This window comes from Desmospora activa DSM 45169 (assembly GCF_003046315.1).
Lineage (GTDB): Bacteria > Bacillota > Bacilli > Thermoactinomycetales > DSM-45169 > Desmospora > Desmospora activa.
Genome location: NZ_PZZP01000002.1, coordinates 1 through 21,290 on the forward strand (window position 1 = coordinate 1; position 21,290 = coordinate 21,290).

Annotated in this window: 26 protein-coding genes; 7 read left to right on the forward strand and 19 right to left on the reverse strand. The window is 49.5% G+C overall.

The features are described 5' to 3' along the window. Window positions 1–290: 290 nt before the first annotated feature. Window positions 291–1,178, reverse strand: a complete 888-nt coding sequence (locus tag C8J48_RS13305; protein WP_107727752.1) for a nucleotidyltransferase-like protein — start codon at window positions 1,176–1,178, stop codon at window positions 291–293. Window positions 1,179–1,375: 197 nt separating this feature from the next. Between C8J48_RS13305 and C8J48_RS13310 the strand changes: the two genes are divergently transcribed. Further along, a complete protein-coding gene (locus C8J48_RS13310) occupies window positions 1,376–1,684 on the forward strand; it encodes a DUF2614 family zinc ribbon-containing protein (protein ID WP_107727753.1) in 309 nt (102 codons plus the stop codon). Window positions 1,685–1,716: 32 nt separating this feature from the next. On the opposite strand, the gene perR is transcribed toward C8J48_RS13310, so the two are convergent. The 5 genes from perR to bcp all read right to left on the reverse strand — a co-directional run bounded on the left by perR (window position 1,717) and on the right by bcp (window position 5,339). Next, the gene (gene perR / locus C8J48_RS13315; protein WP_107727754.1) at window positions 1,717–2,178 is read right to left on the reverse strand and encodes a peroxide-responsive transcriptional repressor PerR; all 462 of its coding nucleotides are present in this window, start codon (window positions 2,176–2,178) and stop codon (window positions 1,717–1,719) included. A gap of 109 nt (window positions 2,179–2,287) precedes the next feature. Continuing rightward, window positions 2,288–2,938: an endonuclease III gene (gene nth, locus C8J48_RS13320; RefSeq protein ID WP_107727755.1), complete on the reverse strand. Its 651-nt coding sequence runs from the start codon at window positions 2,936–2,938 to the stop codon at window positions 2,288–2,290. 91 nt (window positions 2,939–3,029) lie between these two features. Next, window positions 3,030–3,983, reverse strand: coding sequence for a D-2-hydroxyacid dehydrogenase (locus tag C8J48_RS13325; RefSeq protein WP_107727756.1), 954 nt, complete (start codon window positions 3,981–3,983; stop codon window positions 3,030–3,032). Then, entirely contained in the window at window positions 3,980–4,774 is a 795-nt protein-coding gene (locus C8J48_RS13330; protein WP_107727757.1) for a class I SAM-dependent methyltransferase, read from the reverse strand. Before C8J48_RS13330 ends, C8J48_RS13325 begins: the two co-directional genes overlap by 4 nt. 94 nt (window positions 4,775–4,868) lie before the next feature. Next, a complete protein-coding gene (gene bcp, locus C8J48_RS13335) occupies window positions 4,869–5,339 on the reverse strand; it encodes a thioredoxin-dependent thiol peroxidase (RefSeq protein ID WP_107727758.1) in 471 nt (156 codons plus the stop codon). A 184-nt stretch (window positions 5,340–5,523) separates the two neighbouring features. Between bcp and C8J48_RS13340 the strand changes: the two genes are divergently transcribed. From C8J48_RS13340 to C8J48_RS18805, 3 genes are all read left to right on the forward strand, one after another. After that, window positions 5,524–5,979: an RrF2 family transcriptional regulator gene (locus tag C8J48_RS13340; protein WP_107727759.1), complete on the forward strand. Its 456-nt coding sequence runs from the start codon at window positions 5,524–5,526 to the stop codon at window positions 5,977–5,979. Window positions 5,980–6,097: 118 nt separating this feature from the next. Further along, window positions 6,098–6,733, forward strand: coding sequence for a nitroreductase family protein (locus C8J48_RS13345; RefSeq protein WP_107727760.1), 636 nt, complete (start codon window positions 6,098–6,100; stop codon window positions 6,731–6,733). 304 nt (window positions 6,734–7,037) lie between these two features. Next, entirely contained in the window at window positions 7,038–7,208 is a 171-nt protein-coding gene (locus tag C8J48_RS18805; RefSeq protein WP_170105522.1) for a hypothetical protein, read from the forward strand. Here the strand turns inward: C8J48_RS18805 and C8J48_RS13350 are convergent. The 3 genes from C8J48_RS13350 to C8J48_RS13360 form a co-directional block, all read right to left on the reverse strand. Then, window positions 7,205–7,615, reverse strand: a complete 411-nt coding sequence (locus C8J48_RS13350; RefSeq protein ID WP_107727761.1) for a hypothetical protein — start codon at window positions 7,613–7,615, stop codon at window positions 7,205–7,207. The two genes, C8J48_RS18805 and C8J48_RS13350, sit on opposite strands and share 4 nt — an antisense overlap. A 16-nt stretch (window positions 7,616–7,631) precedes the next feature. Next, a complete protein-coding gene (locus C8J48_RS13355; RefSeq protein WP_102177503.1) occupies window positions 7,632–7,835 on the reverse strand; it encodes a spore germination protein in 204 nt (67 codons plus the stop codon). A gap of 69 nt (window positions 7,836–7,904) precedes the next feature. After that, window positions 7,905–8,339 carry an Hsp20/alpha crystallin family protein gene (locus tag C8J48_RS13360; protein ID WP_107727762.1) on the reverse strand — a complete coding sequence of 145 codons (435 nt, stop codon included), beginning with the start codon at window positions 8,337–8,339 and terminating at the stop codon, window positions 7,905–7,907. Between the two features lie 191 nt (window positions 8,340–8,530). On the opposite strand from C8J48_RS13360, the gene gerPC reads away from it, so the two are divergent. Continuing rightward, window positions 8,531–8,908, forward strand: a complete 378-nt coding sequence (gerPC, locus tag C8J48_RS13365) for a spore germination protein GerPC (RefSeq protein ID WP_107727763.1) — start codon at window positions 8,531–8,533, stop codon at window positions 8,906–8,908. Between the two features lie 11 nt (window positions 8,909–8,919). Here the strand turns inward: gerPC and C8J48_RS13370 are convergent, their stop codons facing one another. From C8J48_RS13370 to C8J48_RS13400, 7 genes are all read right to left on the reverse strand, one after another. After that, a complete protein-coding gene (locus tag C8J48_RS13370; RefSeq protein ID WP_245891228.1) occupies window positions 8,920–9,636 on the reverse strand; it encodes an SDR family oxidoreductase in 717 nt (238 codons plus the stop codon). A gap of 196 nt (window positions 9,637–9,832) precedes the next feature. After that, window positions 9,833–10,594: a sporulation protein gene (locus C8J48_RS13375; protein ID WP_107727764.1), complete on the reverse strand. Its 762-nt coding sequence runs from the start codon at window positions 10,592–10,594 to the stop codon at window positions 9,833–9,835. Window positions 10,595–10,618: 24 nt separating this feature from the next. After that, a complete protein-coding gene (locus C8J48_RS13380; RefSeq protein ID WP_107727765.1) occupies window positions 10,619–11,356 on the reverse strand; it encodes a sporulation protein in 738 nt (245 codons plus the stop codon). 83 nt (window positions 11,357–11,439) lie between these two features. After that, complete coding sequence (locus C8J48_RS13385) at window positions 11,440–12,828, reverse strand: class II fumarate hydratase (protein ID WP_107727766.1); 1,389 nt, start codon at window positions 12,826–12,828, stop codon at window positions 11,440–11,442. Window positions 12,829–12,873: 45 nt separating this feature from the next. After that, the gene (locus C8J48_RS13390) at window positions 12,874–15,294 is read right to left on the reverse strand and encodes a hypothetical protein (protein ID WP_107727767.1); all 2,421 of its coding nucleotides are present in this window, start codon (window positions 15,292–15,294) and stop codon (window positions 12,874–12,876) included. 177 nt (window positions 15,295–15,471) lie between these two features. Beyond that, the gene (locus C8J48_RS13395; protein ID WP_170105525.1) at window positions 15,472–16,419 is read right to left on the reverse strand and encodes a DUF1835 domain-containing protein; all 948 of its coding nucleotides are present in this window, start codon (window positions 16,417–16,419) and stop codon (window positions 15,472–15,474) included. Window positions 16,420–16,587: 168 nt separating this feature from the next. Continuing rightward, the gene (locus C8J48_RS13400; RefSeq protein ID WP_170105527.1) at window positions 16,588–17,364 is read right to left on the reverse strand and encodes a sporulation protein; all 777 of its coding nucleotides are present in this window, start codon (window positions 17,362–17,364) and stop codon (window positions 16,588–16,590) included. 215 nt (window positions 17,365–17,579) lie between these two features. Here C8J48_RS13400 and C8J48_RS13405 point away from each other — a divergent pair, with 215 nt between their 5' ends. Both C8J48_RS13405 and C8J48_RS13410 read left to right on the forward strand, forming a co-directional pair. Beyond that, window positions 17,580–18,866, forward strand: coding sequence for a glutamate-1-semialdehyde 2,1-aminomutase (locus C8J48_RS13405; RefSeq protein WP_107727770.1), 1,287 nt, complete (start codon window positions 17,580–17,582; stop codon window positions 18,864–18,866). 14 nt (window positions 18,867–18,880) lie between these two features. Further along, window positions 18,881–19,288, forward strand: a complete 408-nt coding sequence (locus C8J48_RS13410) for a globin domain-containing protein (protein ID WP_107727771.1) — start codon at window positions 18,881–18,883, stop codon at window positions 19,286–19,288. Window positions 19,289–19,377: 89 nt separating this feature from the next. Here the strand turns inward: C8J48_RS13410 and C8J48_RS18960 are convergent, their stop codons facing one another. The 3 genes from C8J48_RS18960 to C8J48_RS13420 all read right to left on the reverse strand — a co-directional run bounded on the left by C8J48_RS18960 (window position 19,378) and on the right by C8J48_RS13420 (window position 21,208). Continuing rightward, entirely contained in the window at window positions 19,378–19,662 is a 285-nt protein-coding gene (locus C8J48_RS18960; protein ID WP_211316647.1) for a hypothetical protein, read from the reverse strand. A gap of 361 nt (window positions 19,663–20,023) precedes the next feature. Further along, window positions 20,024–20,209: a hypothetical protein gene (locus C8J48_RS13415; RefSeq protein ID WP_107727772.1), complete on the reverse strand. Its 186-nt coding sequence runs from the start codon at window positions 20,207–20,209 to the stop codon at window positions 20,024–20,026. A gap of 177 nt (window positions 20,210–20,386) precedes the next feature. Continuing rightward, a complete protein-coding gene (locus C8J48_RS13420) occupies window positions 20,387–21,208 on the reverse strand; it encodes a GNAT family N-acetyltransferase (RefSeq protein WP_107727773.1) in 822 nt (273 codons plus the stop codon). Window positions 21,209–21,290 lie beyond the last annotated feature (82 nt).

Consider the following 21,290-nt stretch of genomic DNA (forward strand, 5'->3'; position numbering starts at 1 on the left):
AGCCAGGATCAAACTCTCCATAAAAAGAGCTTGAAACGCTCATAATAAGAATTGAACAGGGTCGTTCATTCGCTCTTCAGTTTTCAAGGAACGCTAATTTCTTCCCTGCCTTTGGGCAGGTGCCGCTCTCTCGTGGCGACAAGGAATACTATATCACCCTATCCCAACGAAGTCAACACATTTTTTTAGGAATCACGATAACTAATTTTAGAGGCCGAAAAACCCCTGGTTTTAGGCTAATTGAACATACTTGCGCAACTTCGATCAAGTTCTGGATTAGGTGAGGAGGTTCATAACTCTTTTACCCCTCTAACATCGGCGACAACCAAACGATAACGCTTTTCGGTCAACATTTCTTGTTGCAGTGTAATCTCTTCCACCAGTGACCGCTTCACCATTTCCTCCATCAACAAAGAGAGGTCGATCGATATATTTTCAGCATCAAACTGTTCATTTAACTCGCCTAGGCTCCACATTTCCTTTTGCTGTTGCAACAGATTTAAGATGTATCGCCCATACCACTCCAATTTGGATATAACTGCATATTCCACAGCTAACAACACGAGTCGTATCCGCTGTTCCGGCGATTCTCCGCCTGATGCCAACTCCTGATACCATTTATAGATACCGGGTTGCAGACGCCGAATCTGATTCCACAGATCCTGCCGCGGAAACTCTCCCGCTTCCATCACCGCCAGCCTTCCCCACCGTTTTAATGTTTCCTGGATGGAGAGGTAGGCATCCATCACTTCCCCCAACTTTAAATGCCAACGGCTGCGCTGGTATCCCTCCAGCAAGCTGCATAGTTCAATACACATTTTTTTGGAACGATATTCTGTGGGAAACCGTTGAACAATCGTGGCCAATTCTTCCACTTTTCGCTCCGGGTCGTATAAAATTTCTCCATGTAAAATCCATTCCACATAATCTCCCCGTTCACCGTTTATGATGGAAGCGAAAGCACAGGACCAGGAAACCCAGACCGTCTTAATTCGCCATGACCGGTAGTGATATACCGTCGCTTGCTGCGGGGTTTTCCTGACTAGGACAAATAAAAGCAGATCTACCGGTTCCACAGCAGTAAGATGTGCCGGTGGCGACGGGATTATAAGCGCGCCGACGGCATTGGAGTTTAGCTCGATTTCCTTTTTTAATTCGGGATAAATCTGTTCACGCATCGTTCATCCCCCATCGATTGGCGTCCATTCCAGCCAATCACCGTAGGCTGTTATCATCACTTCGACGAGGGTAGCAAAAGTCCTGCAAACCACCTTTTTCCTATTTATTTTTCGGCAAAGCTTCATATTTTACACTTTTCCTCTATGGTATACTTAGGAAACTCTATCCATCGCGTCAGCGGAAGGGAGGAACCCTCATGTTCGCCGGCAAAATCAACAAATTCCGCACGGTTGCCCTATTGCTTATTTTCCTGGGAATCGGCGTCATGTATTTTGGATTCTTATGGCCCTCCGCCATGCTGCTCTTTATTTTGTTAGGAATGTTGTTTATCGGCGGCAGTGTCGCCATCTACTTCTGGGTCGGGATGTTATCCACACAAGCGGCGCAAGTGGAGTGTCCGGAATGCAAACGCACCACGAAAGTTCTAGGAAAAACTGATCAATGTATGTTCTGTAAATCATGGTTAAGTTTTGATCCAAAATACGCTTCTGATGAAGACCGCTAAAAAACTCCGCCCGTTACTGGGCGGAGTCGGTTTTATTTTGTATTTGCGACGACCGCTTGGTGGTTCACTTGACATGAACGACAGCGACCGTAAATCTCCATGCGATGATTTTCAACCTGAAAGCCGGTCATTCTGGCTGCCTCTTCTTCCACCTTAATGAGGGAAGGGTATTCAAAATCCACGATCTTCCCGCATTCTCGACAGATGATATGGTAATGTTCATGCATATTGGCATCAAAACGGCTGGATGCGTCCCCATAAGTGAGTTCGCGCACCAGACCGGCTTCTTTGAAGACACGAAGGTTATTGTAAACGGTGGCCACGCTCATATTAGGGAATTTATCCTCCAACGCCTTATAGATATCGTCGGCGGTAGGATGGCCCAAGGATGTCAGCAAATACTCCAAAATCGCATATCGCTGCGGCGTCATACGAACGCCCGTTGTTTTTAATTGTTCTACTGCCCGATTGATGCGGCTCTTTTCCATCGCCATCCACCTCGCTGTGATCCCGCCAGGCACCTGTAATAAAATGATTCTCTCTTTAGAATATATATAAACAGTCTACTGCCCCTCGCTATCGTTTGTCAATGGGTCCACCCGCTCAGCGGTTCTTTCCATACCAACACAGGGGCAAAAGATCACACTGATCGCACTTGGGATTACGTGCGGAGCAGACCCGCCGACCGTGCCAGATAAGGCGGTGATGGGTCAAGGTCCAATCTTTGCGCGGTACCCGTCGGGTCAACTGACGCTCAGTTTCTAATGGGTTCTCGCTGTCGGCCATGGCCAAACGGTTGGCTACCCGCTGCACATGGGTATCCACTGCTAATGCCGGTACATCAAAGGCATTGGACAGCACCACATTGGCCGTCTTCCGACCAACACCGGGTAGCGCCTCCAGTTGTGATCGTATTGAAGGAACGACTCCCCCGTATTCCTGCACCAGTATTCGACAGGTTGCCAAGATGTTTTTACTTTTATTCCGATACAGCCCCAATCCACGAATTTCCTCGGCAAGTTCATCTTCATTCAGTGGGAGAAAATCCGCTGGTGTAGGATATTTGGCAAACAGTTTCTCCGTGACGATATTTACCTGCCGATCCGTCGATTGCGCTGACAAGATGGTGGCAATCAACAATTCAAAAGGATTGCGGAAATGAAGTTCACAATGAGCATCCGGATATAGATCGGCCAATGTCTGTAAGATCTTATTCGTTTGCACTCGTTTCGGTTTTGGTGCAGCTTTTTTCATGAGATTTGCCCCCTTTCTTTATTTTTTATCTACCTGTAGAGGAAGGGATTTTTGAACTAAAAATCCCTTCCGTAATAATCAACAGACCGAGCTAATACCCTCGATCCAAGTCAATTTCATTTTGCAATGCCGTCTCTTCATTCAGATAACGAGAAAGGTTGTCTTGAAAGATATCCAATGCCCGCTGCATATACAACGGAGAACGACCGGACACATGGGGGGTGAGAAGGAGATTATCCAACTCCCAAAAAGGATGGTTTGCTGGCAACGGCTCCTGTTCAAATACATCTAAGACGGCACCGCCGATACGCCGCTCCCGCAATGCTTGTAACAGCGCACTCTCATCGATGACACTCCCGCGGCCGATATTGATCAGTACGGCATCCCGCTTCATAAAACGTAATTCCCGCTCGCCGATAAAACGGCGAGTGTGATCGGTAAGCGGCAGCGTTACCACCACAAAATCCGCCTGTGTCAACAGCTCTTCCCGCTGATCGGCGGCAAACATACGATCAAAATGTTCCACCGCATGCCCGGATGTATTTAAGCCGCAAACATGCATATCAAAGGCGTGAGCCCGTTTGGCGATGCCTTGACCGATTGCGCCGGCGCCGATTACCGCCAGGGTTTTCCCTGCCAACTCACCAACCCGGATGTCTCGATCCCAGTGCTTCTCCCGTTGACTCCTATATAAATCGTGCCCCCGCCGAGTCAACTGTAACATCATCGCCAAAGTGTATTCACCCATGGGAACCGCGTGAATTCCACGGGAATTACTGACTCGAATTCCCGCTTGACGCAACGCGGCAAAGGGAAGCAACTCCACTCCTGCGCTGAGGACGTGAATCCAGCGCAGGGCAGGAAAACACGTAAGCCATTCTTTATCCACATCTCCGCCAAAGGTTACCAAAATATCCGCATGGGTTCCTTCTTTTTGGGCTTGTTCACGATCGTGACAAAATAAAAACCGCACCCCGGGAAAATGATGGTGCAATTGCTGTCGGTGCTTCTCACCGATTTTGGCTGTTGCGACGATGAGTGTCATATTGTTTCCTCCCCGGTAATCCCTCTTTTTTTGGCCTCTATTACCAACTCAGTGCTGTATGGGCCAAAAGGCTCCCGCCGAAAGCCGCCGAAACGGTGGGTTATCTCAAAACCGGCCAACCGCAAGAGATGATTCAATTCAACCGGATACACATAACGGAGAGAAAAAGTAGTCCGGATTCGCTCCACCAATCTCCCCTCAGGATGAAATCGTTCATAATACCGGATCACTTCAGCAGTTTGATAAAAGTGATTATATCGTGTTCGGTCGCTTACTTCCACTATATCGCCGCTACCGGGAACGGTAAAGGTACCCCGATGAAGCAGGCGATCTTCGCTTTCCACCAACTCCTCTACATGAGGAACAAATACATTCATGGCAAAGCGCCCGCCTTCTTCTAAATGCTGTCGGATACACCCCAAAGCCGCCAATTGTTCCCGGGTATTCATCAAATGGAGAAAGGAACGATAGGGGATGATAATCAAAGGAAAACGACGCTCCAACCGAAATTCTTTCATATCTCCCTGTATCCATTTACACAAATGGGTTAGATCCAATGCTTCCGCCTTTTCTTCCGCTTTTTTCAACATTTGCATCTCTAGATCCACACCCACTGCCTCAATCCCGTGACGGGCAATGCCAAGGGTGCAACGACCGGTGCCACACCCCAACTCCAGGACAGGCCCACCAGTTTCCATGGCTAAATCGGCATAATACGCCACATCCCCATCCAAGCCATCAGAAGTCCAATCATAATACTCCGGCAATTGATACATATGGATTCCTTCCATTCCACTCCTCCTTGGCCGATATATTAAGAAAGGGTTGGGGAGTTCCCCAACCCCAAGGCTGTTATCGCCAACCGATGCTCATTTGCTCCGATCATTATTGTAGATGTTCCCGCACCCATGATAGAGCTTCATCCACATGCCCGTCCACTTTTACCTTACGCCAGGACCGGGCCAACTTCCCCTCTTTATCGATGATAAAGGTGGAGCGAACAATTCCCCATTTCTTCTTACCAAACATGTTCTTTTCCTGATAAACCTCATATTTGCGGCACACTTCTGCCTCGGGATCACTCAAAAGCAAAAACGGCAATTGGTATTTGTCAATAAACTTCTGATGGGACTCCAAATCATCCATGCTTACTCCTATGATCACGGTGTCCAAATCGGAAAAATCTTGACTTCGATCTCGAAAATCGCAGGATTCAGCGGTACATCCCGGTGTATTGTCTTTGGGATAAAAATAAAGAACCACATTCTTTTGGCCGCGGTAATCCGATAGGGAGATCTTCTCCCCGTTTGATGCGGACAATGTAAAATCCGGTGCAGGGTTTCCTTCTTGCAACATCAAAAGCCACCTCCTGTCTTACTTTCCTTCTATATTGTAACACGACAGAGGAGCAAACAATTCTTATTGCTGACAAAGTGGACCTGGAACTTGGTCTTGAGGGTAGCTGAACAGGGAGGCTTCCTTTGCCTTGATGTAGGGATTGCATTACAATTAGGGAAAGGCTTATGAAGGAGGGAGGATCATGAGCATCCATAATCCATCAAACAAGAAAGCAGCGATGACCTGCCCATCCACCTATAAATCATTCAGTCTCGCCGTGCAAATCCTAGTGGCGCTTGAGCGTCACTCTGGAAGGTGTTCCAGTGGGGATCTGGCAAACTACCTTCATTTGGAGTCAACCTTGATCCGACGTATTTTAAAATCGCTCGCTCAGGAAAACTTAATCGAATCGCGTGAAGGAAGAGACGGCGGTTACCGACTTAAGAAGCAAGCGGATCAAATAACACTGGCAGATGTGTATAAGGCGCTGCAGCTTCATGACTCCATCCGTGAGAGTATGATGGATGCGGCGGTAGGGCACTGCTTTGCGGACCAATTCAAGCAATCCCTCTCCGACATTTTGTCTGAGATTGAATTGAGCACTTTAAATGTATTGCGATTCCACACGATTGCCGATGTTTCAGAGCGTTCAGTCTAAATGCAAAAAGAGTTGACAATAAAATGAAGTCTAAATTATACTGTGCATAAATCACCACAGTTTACCCCAATTAAAAACTGTGCATTATTTTGCGCAATAAATAAAAAGGAGCGGGACCATGTCTACACTGTTAAAGCCGGATTTCCATACGGTAGTGGCTGAACGCGGTTCAGTTCGTTCGTATGACCCATCCGTAAAGATTTCAAGAGAAGAGATGGCAGAAATATTGAAGGAGGCCACACTTGCGCCCTCTTCCAGCAACCTGCAGCCATGGCGATTTCTTGTGATTGATGAGCCTGAACTGCTCAAGGATTTGCACCCGATCGCATACAATCAGGAGCAGGTACTGCAAGCATCCGCTGTTATCGCTGTACTTGGCGACATGAAATGGTACGAGAAAGGCGAGAAAATCTACACATTGTCACAAAAAGCCGGGTACATGACGGAAGAGTTAAAGCAGCGTTTCATCCAAACTGCGGAGCAACTATACGCCAACATGGACGAGGATCGAAAAGCAAGCATTGTCGATATCGATGCCGGTCTTATCTCGATGCAGCTGATGCTGATCGCACGGGCAAGAGGGTATGATACGGTGCCGATGGGCGGATATGACAAGGAGAAATTCATCGAAGCGTTTAACATTCCTTCGGATTACCGTAGCATTATGCTAATTGCGATTGGGAAAGCAGCAGCGCCAGCTCACCCAACGGTAAGGCTCCCGCTTGAAGATGTGGTATTTTGGAACAAAATATAAAGGGACGCAAAAACGGAGATCGAGATGATCTCCGTTTTTTTTGCTACAAGGCGATGGCTGGCTTTCGGTGTATCCTCTTTTGCACGAAAACACAAGTTTCGTCAAGGTCACTCTATTCCCTGGTCTCTCTTTTAACGGCTATCCAGGGAGTATTCAGTGGATCCAACCGTTTAGGCCACATACTTTTCTTGGCCTCTGGCTGGGGACAGCGAAAGACGGAACGGAAACGGATAACCACCCCGACCGCCTCACAATTCGTTTGTCAATTACCTTGGAAACCTTTTAGATTATCTGGAGGCGGCTCGTGCAAATCTTTAAAATGATCGTTCCATTGACGGGCTTTATTGATAGAAGCGACATCTTGCTCAATTTCTCCCGGTTTATTTCCTTTCCCGGTTATATAATCGACAAATTCCATATCGACGTATTTAAAGATGAACCGCCTAAACTGATCAATAAAAAACACCTCAACTAAGTGAGGCGATAAAAGGGCATTCCGACAACGGTCCGGTCGGGTATCAGTGGATAAAAAGTTGGATTATCGGATTTTTTATCTGCTCGCTGACCGATGGGATCATCGGGAGCTTGGGGAGGGATTCCTAGAGGAGGCTGGGCTTCCATTCCTTCACGTGGAGGCGTTCCTGGTGGTGGCTGGGCTTCCATTCCTTCACGTGGGGGTGTTCCTGGTGGTGGCTGGAGTTCCATCCCTTCCTGTGGAGGAGGTGTTGGTGTTCCACGATCGGGGGGAAGCTGATCACCGGGTTGAGGCGATGGCGGCACTTCCTGTCTCATCAACATGTTCAACGTGTTTCCGATATTGATGGAACCGCCGCCGGATACTGCACTTACTTCAATGCTTTGCGTTTTAATCGATATCTCCATCCAAATCCACCCACTCTCAGACTTGGTCGATGATGTCCGGGTCGATGGCTTGGTTTTGCTCTAAGTCGATATTTCTGGCAAAATCCCCGATGGGTGACGATCCACCCAAGGATTTGGAATTACTCTCGGCTCCGATGTTAACGGTATTTCCAAAATTGACGGACCCTGCGCTGGAAACACTGTGGATTTTCAAATTAAATATATTGTTAATTGTCCCCATCCGCCGATCCTCCCGCCGCCCAAGATCTAACCTATCCTATGTGGTTAGCCTAGACGGTGTGATTGTCCTTCAGTATTCGGTAACACGAATCGAAGGGGATTCGGTGGGAGCATCCCGATCCTTTTTGAGCAAAAGCTCGATAATACCGCGGCGATAACGGGCACGGTGCTGACTGCGTTCAACGGCTACGCCCAAATCTACCTTTCGTTCAAAAGCCCCGGATCTACATTCTCGCTTCACCATCTGATAGTATGTTTGTCGAGAGGGAATCTCCCCCCTGACCCACAGTGTTCTACCCTCTACTCGTAATACCACTTGTGAAAGATCCTGAATACCTGGCAACTCGATCCTGACCAAGACGTCATCATTTCCATGGTATACATCGACCGGAGGTCCCCCCTCTTTTTCAGCGGGAAAAGTCTCCCCCATATCAGCCCAAAAATCTTCCCCTAAAAATTGCCGGGCCAAACGGCTCCACTTGGAAAACTGTTGATGAGGGTCCATGGGAGCTTCTCCTTTCCGACCGCAAGCTCTCTCCCATAAAGATATGCATCCGCCCTGGCAAGGGTCACTCTTTACAGCAGCTTTCTCACAAAATCCCCTGCTTTTTTGCGACAAGCTTACCCTTCGAGGTTATGCCTCGGTCAGTTGTCACCATATACTGGGGATAGGTGGGTGACGGGAGGTGAGATGCAATGATTATCGAGCACCTGTGGGATCGGCTTAACCGAATGGAACAGGAGATGGAACGTCTACGGCAAGAAAATACTGAGTTAAAAAAGCAAATTGAATCTCTGCAACCCGTTACCATCGAACGGTTGGAATATAAAATTCAAGAGTTAAGCATTCAGACCTTAAGTGGCACTCTCAATATCGGGCTGACTACCCACGGGGATGGGCAAGGGCTGGAAAGATTGATTGAATCCATGCATCGCGAGGGAAAGGCCAATATGGAATTAGGGGAGTTGAAACCGGGCGATACCCTCCCCATCGAAGATGAGAGCCCTTCGGATCTAGATCAAACGGGTGACGGCAATAACCTTGGAGGTGAAAAGCCGCCAGACTCTACCTAACTCCCTTATTATCAATACTCTTGGATCACAGGATGTACCACCAATTCATCCACCACCACATGTCGCGGCGCTGAAGCCATGTAAAGGGCCGCTTCAGCCACATCCTCCGCCTTTAACCATCCTTCTTTTTCCGGAGCTCCTTGTTCACTATCGTTAAAATAGGTGTCTGTCATCCCCGGTCGGATAATTCCCACGCGCACACCCAACTTTCGCGCCTCTTTGGCCAAAGCGCCGTTTAACCCTTCAAGGCCGAATTTGCTGGCACAGTATGCGGTTCCTTTGGGAATGGTGCGAGTACCGACATCCGAAGAGATATTGATAATCTGCCCCTGCCCCCGATTGATCATGGAGTCCAATACGGCCTTAGAAAACAGAAAACTTCCCGTCAAATTGATTCGGATCACGGTCTCCCATTCCTGTAACGAGATATCCAGAATCGATTTAAAGCTGCCGATACCGGCGTTGTTCACCAAAATATCCACCTTACCGAACTCATCCAGCGCGCGGCTTACCGCCGCCTCCACATCGGCTTCACGGGTGACGTCAGCAGGGAAAACAACCGCTTTGCGCCCCCATTTTGCGATATTTTCCTTCACCGCTTCCAGATCTTGTTGCGTTCGACCCACCAATAACAGATCCGCCCCTTCCTTCGCAAAAGAGACCGCGATCGCTTTTCCGATTCCTCGGCTCGCACCGGTGACAATAGCCGTCTTATTTTTTAATCGCACGAATTTCATCACTCCCGTCACAAAAGGCTACACCTGTTAAAATCCATATTCCAGTTCACTTCTACCCCATCATAAAAAGCATAAGGAAAAGATGCAAGGCAGCAGATCATCTGCTGCCTAAAAACTTTGCGTCTGCTGCCAAACCGACCATGGAAAGTCGTTTGTGTTTGTCATCCATCCGCTTCTCTATACCAGTTTACTCTGAATGCTCATCAATTAAATCAAACAATTTATCCTCGACTCCGGCTCCGTCATTTTCCAAATCCTCTTTCGTCACTTGAAGTCGGAGACTCCGTTTATCCAAATCAAGCGCTTCTTCCAGGGAACCCAAAAGATCGGTGGCACGGCGATCCAGGAGTAGGATGATTTCCATTTCTTCTTCGCCGACATAAAAGACCGCATCCATCATATTTAATTTGCTGCTCAGATCACCGCTTGGTTCAAACCGGAACACCTGAATAAATGGATGGCGAGAAAAATATTTCTCAAATTCAAACTCAATGCTAACCAACTGAAAACCGATTCGCTCAATCACCTTTAAAACTTGTTCCAGATTGTGATGAGGAATAACCTCGATTCCGTCGGTATCATCCGGATTTACCGCCATCGCGATATCCAACCCCGTTTTCAGGTAGATCGGACACCCGCTCGTGGTCAGCGGCGTATCTTGTGGCAGTTGAATCTCAAAGGGAATCACTTTGGATTCAGCCGGACCAATCGTGATTACCTCAGAAAGCCGAAATTCCTCCATCACATACTCATGTTGTGAATTTTCATGGTGATACAAGACAACCAAAAACAAATAAATCTCATCTACAACTTGATCCACTTGTCCGCCCTGAATGTGGACCTCCCCTTCAATCAGACTGCCCTGTCGATGTCGAGTCTGCTTGAGGCGGGTGTCCACTGTGGCGTTGCCGACGCCAAATCGGGCCAACACCTTGTTAAACATAGACATCTTGTGTCCCTCCCCGCAGCAAGATTATTTCAGCAATGATTGAATCGTATCAACAGGGCTGCTGACGGGATCGTGTTGATTATCATGATCATAGGTAAGAGTACCGTCGGGATCTTCCAACTGCCAGCTGAATGAGGTCATCATTTTACGAGAGCCCCGTACGATTTCTACATCCATGTGAACTTCATGGCTGTCTACATCAAAAAACAGGTTCATTTCGTCCAAGTAGCCGTGATAACGCTCCGCTGGCCGAAACTGAAAAATCTGCAGAAACGGAAGTTGCTTACACTGCTGTGAAAACTCATTGTATACCTGGTACATAATGAAGCCCGATCGTTCCATTTCGCCTAAAATCTTTTCCACCGTGCGATGAGGAAATACCTCAATCCGATCCAGGTCAGTTGGATCTACGGACAACTTCATTTCTAAGCCTGTTTTTAAGTAGATAGGAAATCGCCCACAAGACATGGGTGTATGATACGGTAGTCGAATTTGAAAAGGAATAATCTGATACTCTCTTGCTTGAATCGAGAAGGATTCGCTCAACTTGAACTCTTCCAAGACATAGGCGATCTTTTTATCGTTTTTTAAATAATGAACCATTAAGTACAAATAAATATCATCAACTCGCTGGTCCACATGACCACCCCGAATCAACACTTCCCCCCTAACCGTATCTCCCGGTTGGAATTGGGATGTTTCCAGGCGGGTGTCCACTTTGGCAGCCCCTACTCCCAAGCTGGCTAATGCTTTGTTAAACATCCTTTTTCACCTCCTGAATAGGAAGAGATGGGAAACGGACTCCCATCCCTGATCGTGGAACGTATCTGCTCATCCTGGCTTACTCATGGAATCATGTTTTCGGGATCCAACACCCGATCCGCTTCTTCCTGGCTGAGAAGCCCTTCTTCCACTACCACTTGACGTAAGGTTTTTCCCTCTGTATAAGCTTTTTTGGCGATCTCTGCCGCCCGGTCATACCCCAGTGATGGATTTAAGGCTGTCGCCAATGCCAGTGATTGTTCAACCAATTTGCGACATCGTTCTTCATCCACTTCCAAACCGGCGACACACCGTTCCCGCAAGGCGTGCATCGCCTCTGTCAGGATCTCGATCGATTGGAGTAAATTGTGGGCAATCACCGGCATCATCACATTGAGCTCCAATTGGGCCCGGGTACCTGCTGCGGTAATCGCCGCATCGTTTCCGATCACCTGAACCGCCACCATATTCATCATTTCTGCCATCACGGGATTTACTTTTCCCGGCATAATGGAAGAACCGGGTTGAACAGCCGGTAATTTTAGCTCAGCAAAACCGGTGCGCGGACCAGAGCTTAAAAGCCGCAAATCGCTGGCCAATTTATCCAAGTGAACGGCTAGCCCCTTGAGAGCAGCATGAATTTTGATCGCCGCCCCCGTATTTTGCATAAAGGAAAAACGGTTGTCCGGCTCCCGAAATGGAAGACTGGTTCGTTGTGCTACCTCTTGCACCGCTTGAGCGGCATAGCCGGCGGGAGTGTTAATGCCGGTTCCCACTGCGTTTCCTCCCAAGCCAATTTGATATAACAGCGGGAAACCATCGCGAATCCCCTCTAAAGCGTCGCGCAGTGACTGCGCATAAGCGGACAGTTCCTGGCCGACACGCAGCGGAACCGCATCCTGTAGATGCGTTCGTCCCGGTTTCACAATCGAATCAAAAGCTGCTGCTTTCCCTTCGATTTCCTGAATCAAGCCGTTGGCAGCAGGGAACAAGCGGTGATGAAGCATTTCGGCGGCAGCAATGTTCATGGCGACATGAATCGTATCGTTGGTGGACTGTCCGCGGTTGACATGGTCGTTGGGATGAACGCGTTCCGTCTCGCCCACTCGTCCTCCCAACAGCTCCACCGCACGATTGGCAATCACTTCGTTGGCGTTCATGTTTTGGGAAGTACCAGCCCCCGCCTGGTATACATCCACCACAAAATGATCATCCCACTGGCCAGCTATCACTTCCTCTGCCGCCTGTACAATCGCACGAGTAATGTTAGCATCCAGATCACCACAAACCTCATTAGCCCGGGCAGCAGATGCTTTTACAATCCCCTGGGCGCGGATAAATGAACGCGGAAGGCGTAGGCCGCTAATTGGAAAATTTTCTAGCGCCCGTTGCGTTTGCGCTCCATAATACATCGATCGAGGGATCTTTACTTCCCCCATCGAATCCCGTTGAACACGGAATTTCTCACTCATAAAAACACCTCCAAAGGGAACAGTCTCTCTTATTTTCCCTTTGGATTAACGATTGAACACATGCTTAACATATTCCACCAACTGGCGTGCAATATCATCATGCGCTTGGCGTTCCCTTTCCAATCGGCGCCGCCTCGCCCACACTTCTTGTTCTTTCCGTTGCTGCTCGGCTTCTTCTTGCGCACGGCGCTCGGCTTCTTCCTGCGCTTGACGCTCGGCTTTCTCTTGTGCGCGCCGTTCCGCTTCCGCCCGTTCAGCCGCTTCACGCTCCAACCGCTCGCGTTCAATTCGATCTGCTTCTAACCGGGCTTGGCGCTCCGCCTCTTCTTGGGCGCGCCGTTCTGCTTCCGCCTGTTCAGCCTCTTCGCGTTCTTGCCGCTCGCGTTCAATTCGCTCCGCTTCTTCGCGGGTACGCTGTTCCGTTTCCGCCTGTGCTGCCTCTTCCCGTTCCAACCGCTCGCGCTCAATCCGCTCCGCTTCTATCCGGGCTTGGCGCTCCGCCTCTTCCTGCGCACGTCGTTCCGCTTCCGCTCGTACCGCCGCTTCACGCTCCAACCGCTCGCGTTCAATTCGCTCCGCTTCTAACCGGGCTTGGCGCTCCGCTTCTTCGCGCGCACGTCGTTCCGCTTCCGCTCGTACCGCCGCTTCACGCTCCAACCGCTCGCGTTCAATCCGCTCCGCTTCTATCCGGGCTTGGCGCTCTGCTTCTTCGCGGGCACGCTGTTCCGTTTCCGCCCGTTCAGCCTCTTCGCGTTCTTGCCGCTCGCGTTCAATTCGACCTGCTTCTAACCGGGCTTGGCGCTCCGCCTCTTCCTGCGCACGTCGTTCCGCTTTCGCCCGTGCTGCCGCTTCACGCTCCAACCGCTCGCGTTCAATTCGCTCCGCTTCTAACCGGGCTTGGCGCTCCGCTTCTTCGCGGGCACGCCGTTCCGTTTCCGCCCGTGCTGCCGCTTCACGCTCCTGTCGTTCGCGTGCAATCCGCTCCGCTTCTAACCGGGCTTGGCGCTCCGCTTCTTCGCGGGCACGCTGTTCCGTTTCCGCCCGTTCAGCCTCTTCCCGTGCACGTCGTTCCGCTTCCGCCCGTGCTGCCGCTTCACGCTCCTGTCGTTCGCGTGCAATCCGCTCCGCTTCTAACCGGGCTTGGCGCTCCGCTTCTTCGCGGGCACGCTGTTCCGTTTCCGCCCGTTCAGCCTCTTCCCGTGCACGTCGTTCCGCTTCTGCCCGTGCTGCCGCTTCACGCTCCTGTCGTTCGCGTTCAATCCGCTCCGCTTCTATCCGGGCTTGGCGCTCCGCTTCTTCGCGGGCACGCTGTTCCGTTTCTGCCCGTGCTGCCGCTTCACGTGCACGTCGTTCCGCTTCCGTCCGTTCCGCCGCTTCCCGCTCCAACCGATCTGCTTCTTCCTTTTCACGACGTCCATCCTGTGCCCGTATCTCCCGTTCCAACGGGTCCAGATCAAGCCTCCCTGTTACACCAAGCTTGTCCAGTTCTTTTTTTAGCTGACGTCCTTCTTGCTCCAGCGCTTCCCTCTTCGCCTTGCGAGCTTCCTCAAGTCGCAGCTTTAGCACCGTTGAGGGACGATTATGTAGATCGGAGGAAGGGGACGGTGGTTGAGATGGTTTTGGCTGTTGGGGCGGTTTCGCCGATGGAGAAGACTCCTTTGGTTGCAATTGTTCCTCTGATTTCAGCGGATCCTTTGGTTTCGGTTGTGATGGAGCCGGTTGAACTGGCGTTTTTCTCCCCGCAGATGGCGAAGAAGAGGGTTTCCCTTTTCTGAACGACTTCAATAAGTCATCAAACAACCCACCCGAATCCCGACGCTTCACATAAGCATCCAATTGGGAGGAAACATAGTTCGCCTGCCGGTTGAAGCTCCGTTGTATAAACCGGTGCAACTCCTTAGGAAAATTGGCATCAGACGGTAGCTTCTTAATCGGCTCATCCAGCATCTGGCCGCCAAACATCATATATAACAAATTACCCCAATCGATCTCGGGGTTCGGCAGGGTACGCCCCTCAACCCCACAGAAAAGCACCTGTAACTGACCGTCTTCTGTCATCGCAATATTGGCGGGATGTAGAATGGTGTACATTCGTAACGGTTTTTCTTTTAATACGCCTTCCACCGGAAACAAGGTGCGCACCCATTCCAAAATCGTATCCTCTTCTACTCCACCGCGAGATAAAGTTTTATGCAACCGTTCTCGGTACGGTACATAAGGACGGATAAAAACCAATGAGCGCTCCTCTGAAAAGACCTGCGTGTAAGGAAGGATGTGCGGATGATTTCGCAGAGAAAGGTACTGCTGGATCGCTCGAGGTGGCGCCGGCTTTTGCAGTTGGGTGTGTTGCAGGTAGACCTTCTCTCCACCCACCGTCGCCGTTGCCCACTCTCCCTGAAAAAAGGGTTCGACGGTTTCAATCTGGTATTGGTCCCGGTATATTTCCCCCACTGTAAAAAACGACAACGTCCTCTCCCCCACTTTTCTATTTCAACCATTCCGATTTCCATATGATTGCTCAAAGAACATCATTTTCAGAATACCACAGGCTTTCACAAGCGTACAGACAGATTCCGCGGGATTACAGAATAATTGCTGCCGGTGCCCAACTAAATGGATATCCCAGCTACGGATGGCATTTATTTAAGCCTTCCACTGCACCGGCTTTCCTGCCGTATCCAACCGCCAGCTTCCATCCACTAAATGAACGCCGCCCAGCCACCAGTCAATCCCCGCAACATCCAACCGATCCGCCTCCCCTGCCAAAACGGCTTTCCCTTCAAGAGTCAGGTGTAGGGGACCCTCAGTAGGCGCTTGATCCCGCTGGAACGCTTCCCTTTCCATATAAAGCAATGGGTGTCCTTTTGGCGTTGCCAACTCGTTCAGAATAGCGGCAAAGTGGACATCGGTCAACCCATCCTGTAAACGGTGGGCACTCACTTCCTGAAACAAGAGTTCAAATCTGTCACACCCTTGTTCCACCAACTGCAAAGCCTGTTCTTCTATCTTGTTTAAACCATTATCAACCGATGGAAGATAATCCAGATGAGAGCGAAAGGCACGGTGAAGATGAAACAAAGCCGGTTCTTCCCGCAGCCATCGCCAAACACTGTAGGGTGTTGGCGAAATCAACGCTTTCCATGCATGTTCTGCCCGCTCCAACTCCCCGTCGCCAATCGGTATTCTCTCTTCCCACAACCGGTCCAGTTGCTCCTCGGTCACGGTTGCCACCTCTGGCACTTCCACTAGGGAAACGGATTGTAACCCTTGATTTCGAATGCGAGACGACAAATAGAGAAGCAACAATTGATCAAAACGGTCCGTATCAAACCACAGCACAACGGGAGTAAGAGGCGGAATGCGCTCCAGTCGTTGCTCTTGGTAGCGGCAAACCATCTCCATCTGCTCCCGTGGCACCCCGATACGCTCCTCAAAAAAGAGAGCGCGCTGCCGAATCTGTTCATTCAGAGACCAGTTTGGCGATAGGGGACCAAAATCCATCATCTCCCGCCACACAAACACTTCACCATCGATGTGACGCCAATTGCGCAACCGCTCTCCCCAAACATCCCCACTGACGATATGGATCAACGTTTGTCCCCCCCTTTTTAGCCCGTTCATACCGTCCTCACAACTAGCATGACACATCTACGCGGGACATGCTACCCGTGAATCGCGAACGTTAAGGGATGGAAAATCCATATAAAAAGAAAAACCCTTCCCATTCCACAGCGTGTTTGAGAAGGGTTTTAAGCATTTTTATCCGGTTTGTTCTCGGATCTTTTCCCACAGCCGCTGTGTCAAGGATGTTGGCGGATTTTCCGCCTGTACCGCTTCTTCCTCTTTTACTGCAAAACGAATCAGCCGATCGTCCACTCCCAGTTGTTCCTCTATGATCCCCATCAGGTTGCGCGCTCTTCGATCCACCAGCAATAGAGCCACCGGTTTACCATCTTCTTCAGTAAAAGTCATCTCCAGTTCATCCAGGGTTCCACGAAATTGCTGTCCAGGGCGAAACTCGATTTCTTGGACACGCAGACGACGGTTGATCCCGTATTTCCACGCCTCTTCTCCATCGTCTTTTACTTCACGGAAACCCAAGTGTAGGAGTGCATGATATACGGCCAAGTTTTTCCGATGGAAACGCACCTCGATATGATCTCGATCTTGGGGGTCTACGGCGCTGTCAACGTCTAAGCCGGTTTGCAAATAGGTACGAAACGCCCCTCCCGATACAGGGGTATCCAGAGGCATTTGGAAAGTGAAGGGAATGTTCTTTATTTCCCCCGATTCGATTTGCAGGGGTTCTGTCAATCGAAACTTCGCCCATTGATGATGCTTAGTCCCTTCCTCTGTTCGTTCCGTGACAATCAGATACAGATCGATCCCCTCGATCTCCTGTGCCACTTTTCCTCCTGAAATCACCACTTCTCCGCGTACACACTCTCCCTGTTCATACGAGGACTTCTCCAACCGTGTATCCACACTGGCAGAACCGATTCCAACACGGGCAAATAAATGAGCGAAAGAAGACATATTTCCCATTCCTTTTTTGTAAATATAATCCATTTAATAGGGATTTTAAGAAAAGTCTGCATAACACCTACCCATTGATTATTATACAAATCAGTGAAATTGTCGATAAGTAATGATCCCTATGGGATCGATTACTTCCCTCCCTCCTTGCTCTCCCCCCTGCTTCCCCGCTAGAATAAGTATCAGCATCGGATGAAAGTGAAGGAGGAACTTTTATGATCGATACTCGTTCAGCCGCTTTACATAGAGAAGCACTTGATATCATTGTAGGAGGGGTGAACAGTCCGTCCCGCTCGTTTAAAGCCGTCAGTTTAGACCACCCTTTGTTTATGAAACGGGCACAAGGGGCGTATTTCTGGGATGAGGATGGGAATCGCTATATCGATTACCTGGCCGCCTTTGGTCCCATTATCCTCGGGCATGCTCACCCCCATGTCACCGCTGCCATTCAGCAAGCGGCGGCCGATGGCGTTTTATACGGTACCCCGACGGAAAAAGAAGTCCATTTTGGACGTATGTTGCGGGATGCGATTCCATCCTGTGAACAGCTCCGTTTTGTCAACAGCGGTACCGAAGCGGTAATGAGCACCATCCGCTTGGCCCGTGCCTACACCGGTAGGGATAAAATCATCAAATTCGCCGGATGTTACCATGGTCATTCCGATCTGGTACTGGTAGCAGCCGGTTCCGGTCCTTCCACCCTGGGAACCCCCGACAGTGCCGGCATTCCCCAGAGCTTGGCCAGTGAAGTGATCACCGTTCCCTTCAATGATGAAGAATCCTTAAAACATGCGCTAGAACGCTGGGGAGAGCAAACGGCAGCGGTGTTGGTGGAACCCCTGGTCGGCAACTTTGGCATTGTAGAGCCGAAACCGGGCTTTTTAGAGGCGGTCAACCGACTGGCCCATGCTGCCGGCGCCTTGGTGATCTATGATGAAGTAATTACCGCCTTCCGTTTTCATTATGGCGGGGTACAAACCCGGTACGGCGTAGAACCGGATTTAACCGCCCTCGGCAAAATCATCGGCGGAGGCCTGCCCATCGGTGCCTACGGAGGCAGACGGGACATCATGGAACAGGTGGCTCCCATGGGCCCCACCTACCAAGCGGGAACGATGGCGGGAAACCCCTTATCCATCTCAGCGGGAATCGCTTGCCTCGAAGTGTTAAAACAACCCGGTGTTTATGAGGAGCTGGATCGCAAAGGGGAGCGCTTGGAAAACGGTATCCGCACCATCGGAAAACAAGCCGATATTCCATTTCAATTAAACCGGACACGTGGTGCCCTCACCCTCTACTTTACCGATCAGCCGGTCACCGATTATGAAGGGGCTAAGGCTGCCGACAGCGAACAATTTGGCCGCTTTTTCCAGGCTATGCTGAAGCAGGGGGTATACCTTGCTCCATCCAAATATGAAGCCTGGTTTTTAACCACGGCCCACTCCGATAATGATATTGATCACACCCTCCAAGCCGTGGAAACCGCCTTTTCCCAAATTTGACTGGAGGTGAAACGATGGATCCGACCACCACTTTATATGAGCGTATGGGTGGGGACAAAACCATCCGCACAATTGTGGAAGCTTTTTATCCGCGGGTACAACAAGATCCGCTGTTGGCCCCGCTTTTCCCCGCCGATATCCAGCCGGTGATGGAGAGACAGTATCAATTTTTAACGCAATTTTTTGGAGGGCCACCCTTATACAGCCACATCCACGGCCACCCCCGCCTGCGGGCCCGTCATCTTCCCTTCCCAATTACACCGGAGCGGGCGGAGGCTTGGCTGCGCTGTATGTCCGCCGCCTTGGACGACGCAAACATCGAAGGAGAACTGCGAGACGAAATATGGAGCCGATTCTACTTTACCGCCGCCCATATGGTGAATCAGCCGGGGGAGGAAGAGGAGAAGGCGGATCGTGACTAAGGTGTGTCGGCGATTAGAGTGAAGTTCGAGGAGAATCCGTGTTGAGTAAGTTCCGACCTGTACGAAAGGGAGAACGGCTTGGAACTGCTTCAATAGGAGATCCAATGAAAATGCAGATCAGTGAAGATGCTGGTTGCCAGGTAGTAAAGATACACAAAGCCCTGCGCCAATAGGCGACAGGGTTTTTTGGTTAAGGTTGAGCTGATTCGAATGACGACCTTTTCCAGCAGATATGCAAATGGATACAGGAGTCGATTATAGATCCAGCTCTCACGTAAGACTCCTTTTCTTTTTTCGTTCATCCATACAACAATCCCCATCGTTCCTACAACAATGATCCCATCGGTAATCGGAGTCTCCTCCCACCATCCCAACCATCCCCCTACCATCCAGATGACAATAGAAGACCAGGTCATTGTGTAGACGATGTACCATACGATTACGATGGGATGATAATCGGCTTTCCCTCGTCCACTAACATACCTCCACCTGTCATGTACATGCTAATTGATATCGTTAGGTGATCCGGTTACCCCTTTTTTTATCTCTGTCTCACAATGACAAAAATAATATATAGCCCGATCAAAACATAGAACCATTCGCGAAAGCTTTGGATATAGCGAGGGATTTCCAAAGAGAAGATATAACTTGACACACTAAGCATCAGAAATAAGATACAAAAAATAAGGATAACAACCATGATCACCTTTTGCATTTTTCACCTCTCAACAACCATTATCCGTAATGACCCAAAAAGAATAATGCTGATCCAACAGCCATCACCAGAAACGAGCTCCAGAAGGATACGTTTATATCATGTGCTTTTTTCATCAGCTTCGTTTTCTCAATCAACAGCCCAAACCCCAATGCAAAAATACTTGCACCAGTTGCCGCTATGATATATGGAAGATTGGTCAGCATGTTTCGATCCTTTCACGGTTTAATTAAGGAAATCCAATTATATCCATCGTCCAACTTCCTCCTTACTTTCTCCCCATCTACATATTTTTCAACTTAGAAAATTACTCTTCAAAATTGGTTAATTGTTTTCTCTCCGTTCTAGCCAGTTACGATTAACAAAAGCCCTGCGCATTTACGCTACAGTTTGATTTCGAATAACTCATAATCACGCCTTTTTTCAAACCCAAGCGCTTCGGCAACAGCGATTGATGCTGCATTTTCCTTATTACAATTCCAGAGCGGTACCTTGCCGTCTGCAATCGCCTGTTCCATACATGCGCTTGCGCCAGCTTTAGCATAGCCTTTTCCTTGGTAGCCATCCACTGTCATAAGGGCAAACTCAAGTTTCGCTCCTGCCGCAAAAATGGCGAGACACCAATGCGCAATGGTGCCGTCTTCAATCACACAATAGCCAAGTCCTTTTTGGAAAAAGGCGTCCATCGATGTCCAGGAAGTCTCGATCCATTTCTGCAAATGATCCCGGTTCAAAAGTGTTTCGTCTTTTAGCAGATCGGCGTCGATTGCCCTTAAGGAAGCATACTCGGGCAGTGCTTTGTGGTATTTCTTGAACTGGTGTGCTTTTAGGGCATAGAATTGTTTACTTTTCTTCGATATATATCCTACCCTTTCGTCAAGGCGTTTTTGGAGTGTGTGTACCCATTGATAGGTTTCAGGATAAACTGTCAAAAGCGGCGCACCTGCTTCTTTTGCCGCTGGTACAGCTTGGTTGGCGATATAGTCCGCGGCCTCTTCGCTAAAACTGCGATTGCCTGCGTCGCCAGCAACGAGAATTTCGAAACCCAAGCCATTCAGGAGGCTAGCAGTTGGGGTTGACACTTTATCGGCGTAAACCGTTCCTTTTGTGTAACCTGCCAGTACAGATTTAGAGATAATTTGATGGGGAAATCGCGCAAAAAATGGCACCATTTCTTTGTACCGTTCTTTTGGAAATATTTGCATGCGTGCTCACCCATTCTTTTTTATTTTCCATAAACTGACCGTACGGTTTAATTTTTTGCAGAAGAAAGATCCCCAAGGGTGG

What these genes read in the sequence shown, in the direction of transcription:
- C8J48_RS13305 (WP_107727752.1), bottom strand. Translation starts at nt 1,178, where the DNA reads ATGCGTGAACAGATTTATCCCGAATTAAAAAAGGAAATCGAGCTAAAC.
- C8J48_RS13310 (WP_107727753.1), top strand. Translation starts at nt 1,376, where the DNA reads ATGTTCGCCGGCAAAATCAACAAATTCCGCACGGTTGCCCTATTGCTT.
- perR (WP_107727754.1), bottom strand. Translation starts at nt 2,178, where the DNA reads ATGGCGATGGAAAAGAGCCGCATCAATCGGGCAGTAGAACAATTAAAA.
- nth (WP_107727755.1), bottom strand. Translation starts at nt 2,938, where the DNA reads ATGAAAAAAGCTGCACCAAAACCGAAACGAGTGCAAACGAATAAGATC.
- C8J48_RS13325 (WP_107727756.1), bottom strand. Translation starts at nt 3,983, where the DNA reads ATGACACTCATCGTCGCAACAGCCAAAATCGGTGAGAAGCACCGACAG.
- C8J48_RS13330 (WP_107727757.1), bottom strand. Translation starts at nt 4,774, where the DNA reads ATGGAAGGAATCCATATGTATCAATTGCCGGAGTATTATGATTGGACT.
- bcp (WP_107727758.1), bottom strand. Translation starts at nt 5,339, where the DNA reads ATGTTGCAAGAAGGAAACCCTGCACCGGATTTTACATTGTCCGCATCA.
- C8J48_RS13340 (WP_107727759.1), top strand. Translation starts at nt 5,524, where the DNA reads ATGAGCATCCATAATCCATCAAACAAGAAAGCAGCGATGACCTGCCCA.
- C8J48_RS13345 (WP_107727760.1), top strand. Translation starts at nt 6,098, where the DNA reads ATGTCTACACTGTTAAAGCCGGATTTCCATACGGTAGTGGCTGAACGC.
- C8J48_RS13350 (WP_107727761.1), bottom strand. Translation starts at nt 7,615, where the DNA reads ATGGAGATATCGATTAAAACGCAAAGCATTGAAGTAAGTGCAGTATCC.
- C8J48_RS13355 (WP_102177503.1), bottom strand. Translation starts at nt 7,835, where the DNA reads ATGGGGACAATTAACAATATATTTAATTTGAAAATCCACAGTGTTTCC.
- C8J48_RS13360 (WP_107727762.1), bottom strand. Translation starts at nt 8,339, where the DNA reads ATGGACCCTCATCAACAGTTTTCCAAGTGGAGCCGTTTGGCCCGGCAA.
- gerPC (WP_107727763.1), top strand. Translation starts at nt 8,531, where the DNA reads ATGATTATCGAGCACCTGTGGGATCGGCTTAACCGAATGGAACAGGAG.
- C8J48_RS13375 (WP_107727764.1), bottom strand. Translation starts at nt 10,594, where the DNA reads ATGTCTATGTTTAACAAGGTGTTGGCCCGATTTGGCGTCGGCAACGCC.
- C8J48_RS13380 (WP_107727765.1), bottom strand. Translation starts at nt 11,356, where the DNA reads ATGTTTAACAAAGCATTAGCCAGCTTGGGAGTAGGGGCTGCCAAAGTG.
- C8J48_RS13385 (WP_107727766.1), bottom strand. Translation starts at nt 12,828, where the DNA reads ATGAGTGAGAAATTCCGTGTTCAACGGGATTCGATGGGGGAAGTAAAG.
- C8J48_RS13400 (WP_170105527.1), bottom strand. Translation starts at nt 17,364, where the DNA reads ATGTCTTCTTTCGCTCATTTATTTGCCCGTGTTGGAATCGGTTCTGCC.
- C8J48_RS13405 (WP_107727770.1), top strand. Translation starts at nt 17,580, where the DNA reads ATGATCGATACTCGTTCAGCCGCTTTACATAGAGAAGCACTTGATATC.
- C8J48_RS13410 (WP_107727771.1), top strand. Translation starts at nt 18,881, where the DNA reads ATGGATCCGACCACCACTTTATATGAGCGTATGGGTGGGGACAAAACC.
- C8J48_RS13415 (WP_107727772.1), bottom strand. Translation starts at nt 20,209, where the DNA reads ATGCTGACCAATCTTCCATATATCATAGCGGCAACTGGTGCAAGTATT.
- C8J48_RS13420 (WP_107727773.1), bottom strand. Translation starts at nt 21,208, where the DNA reads ATGCAAATATTTCCAAAAGAACGGTACAAAGAAATGGTGCCATTTTTT.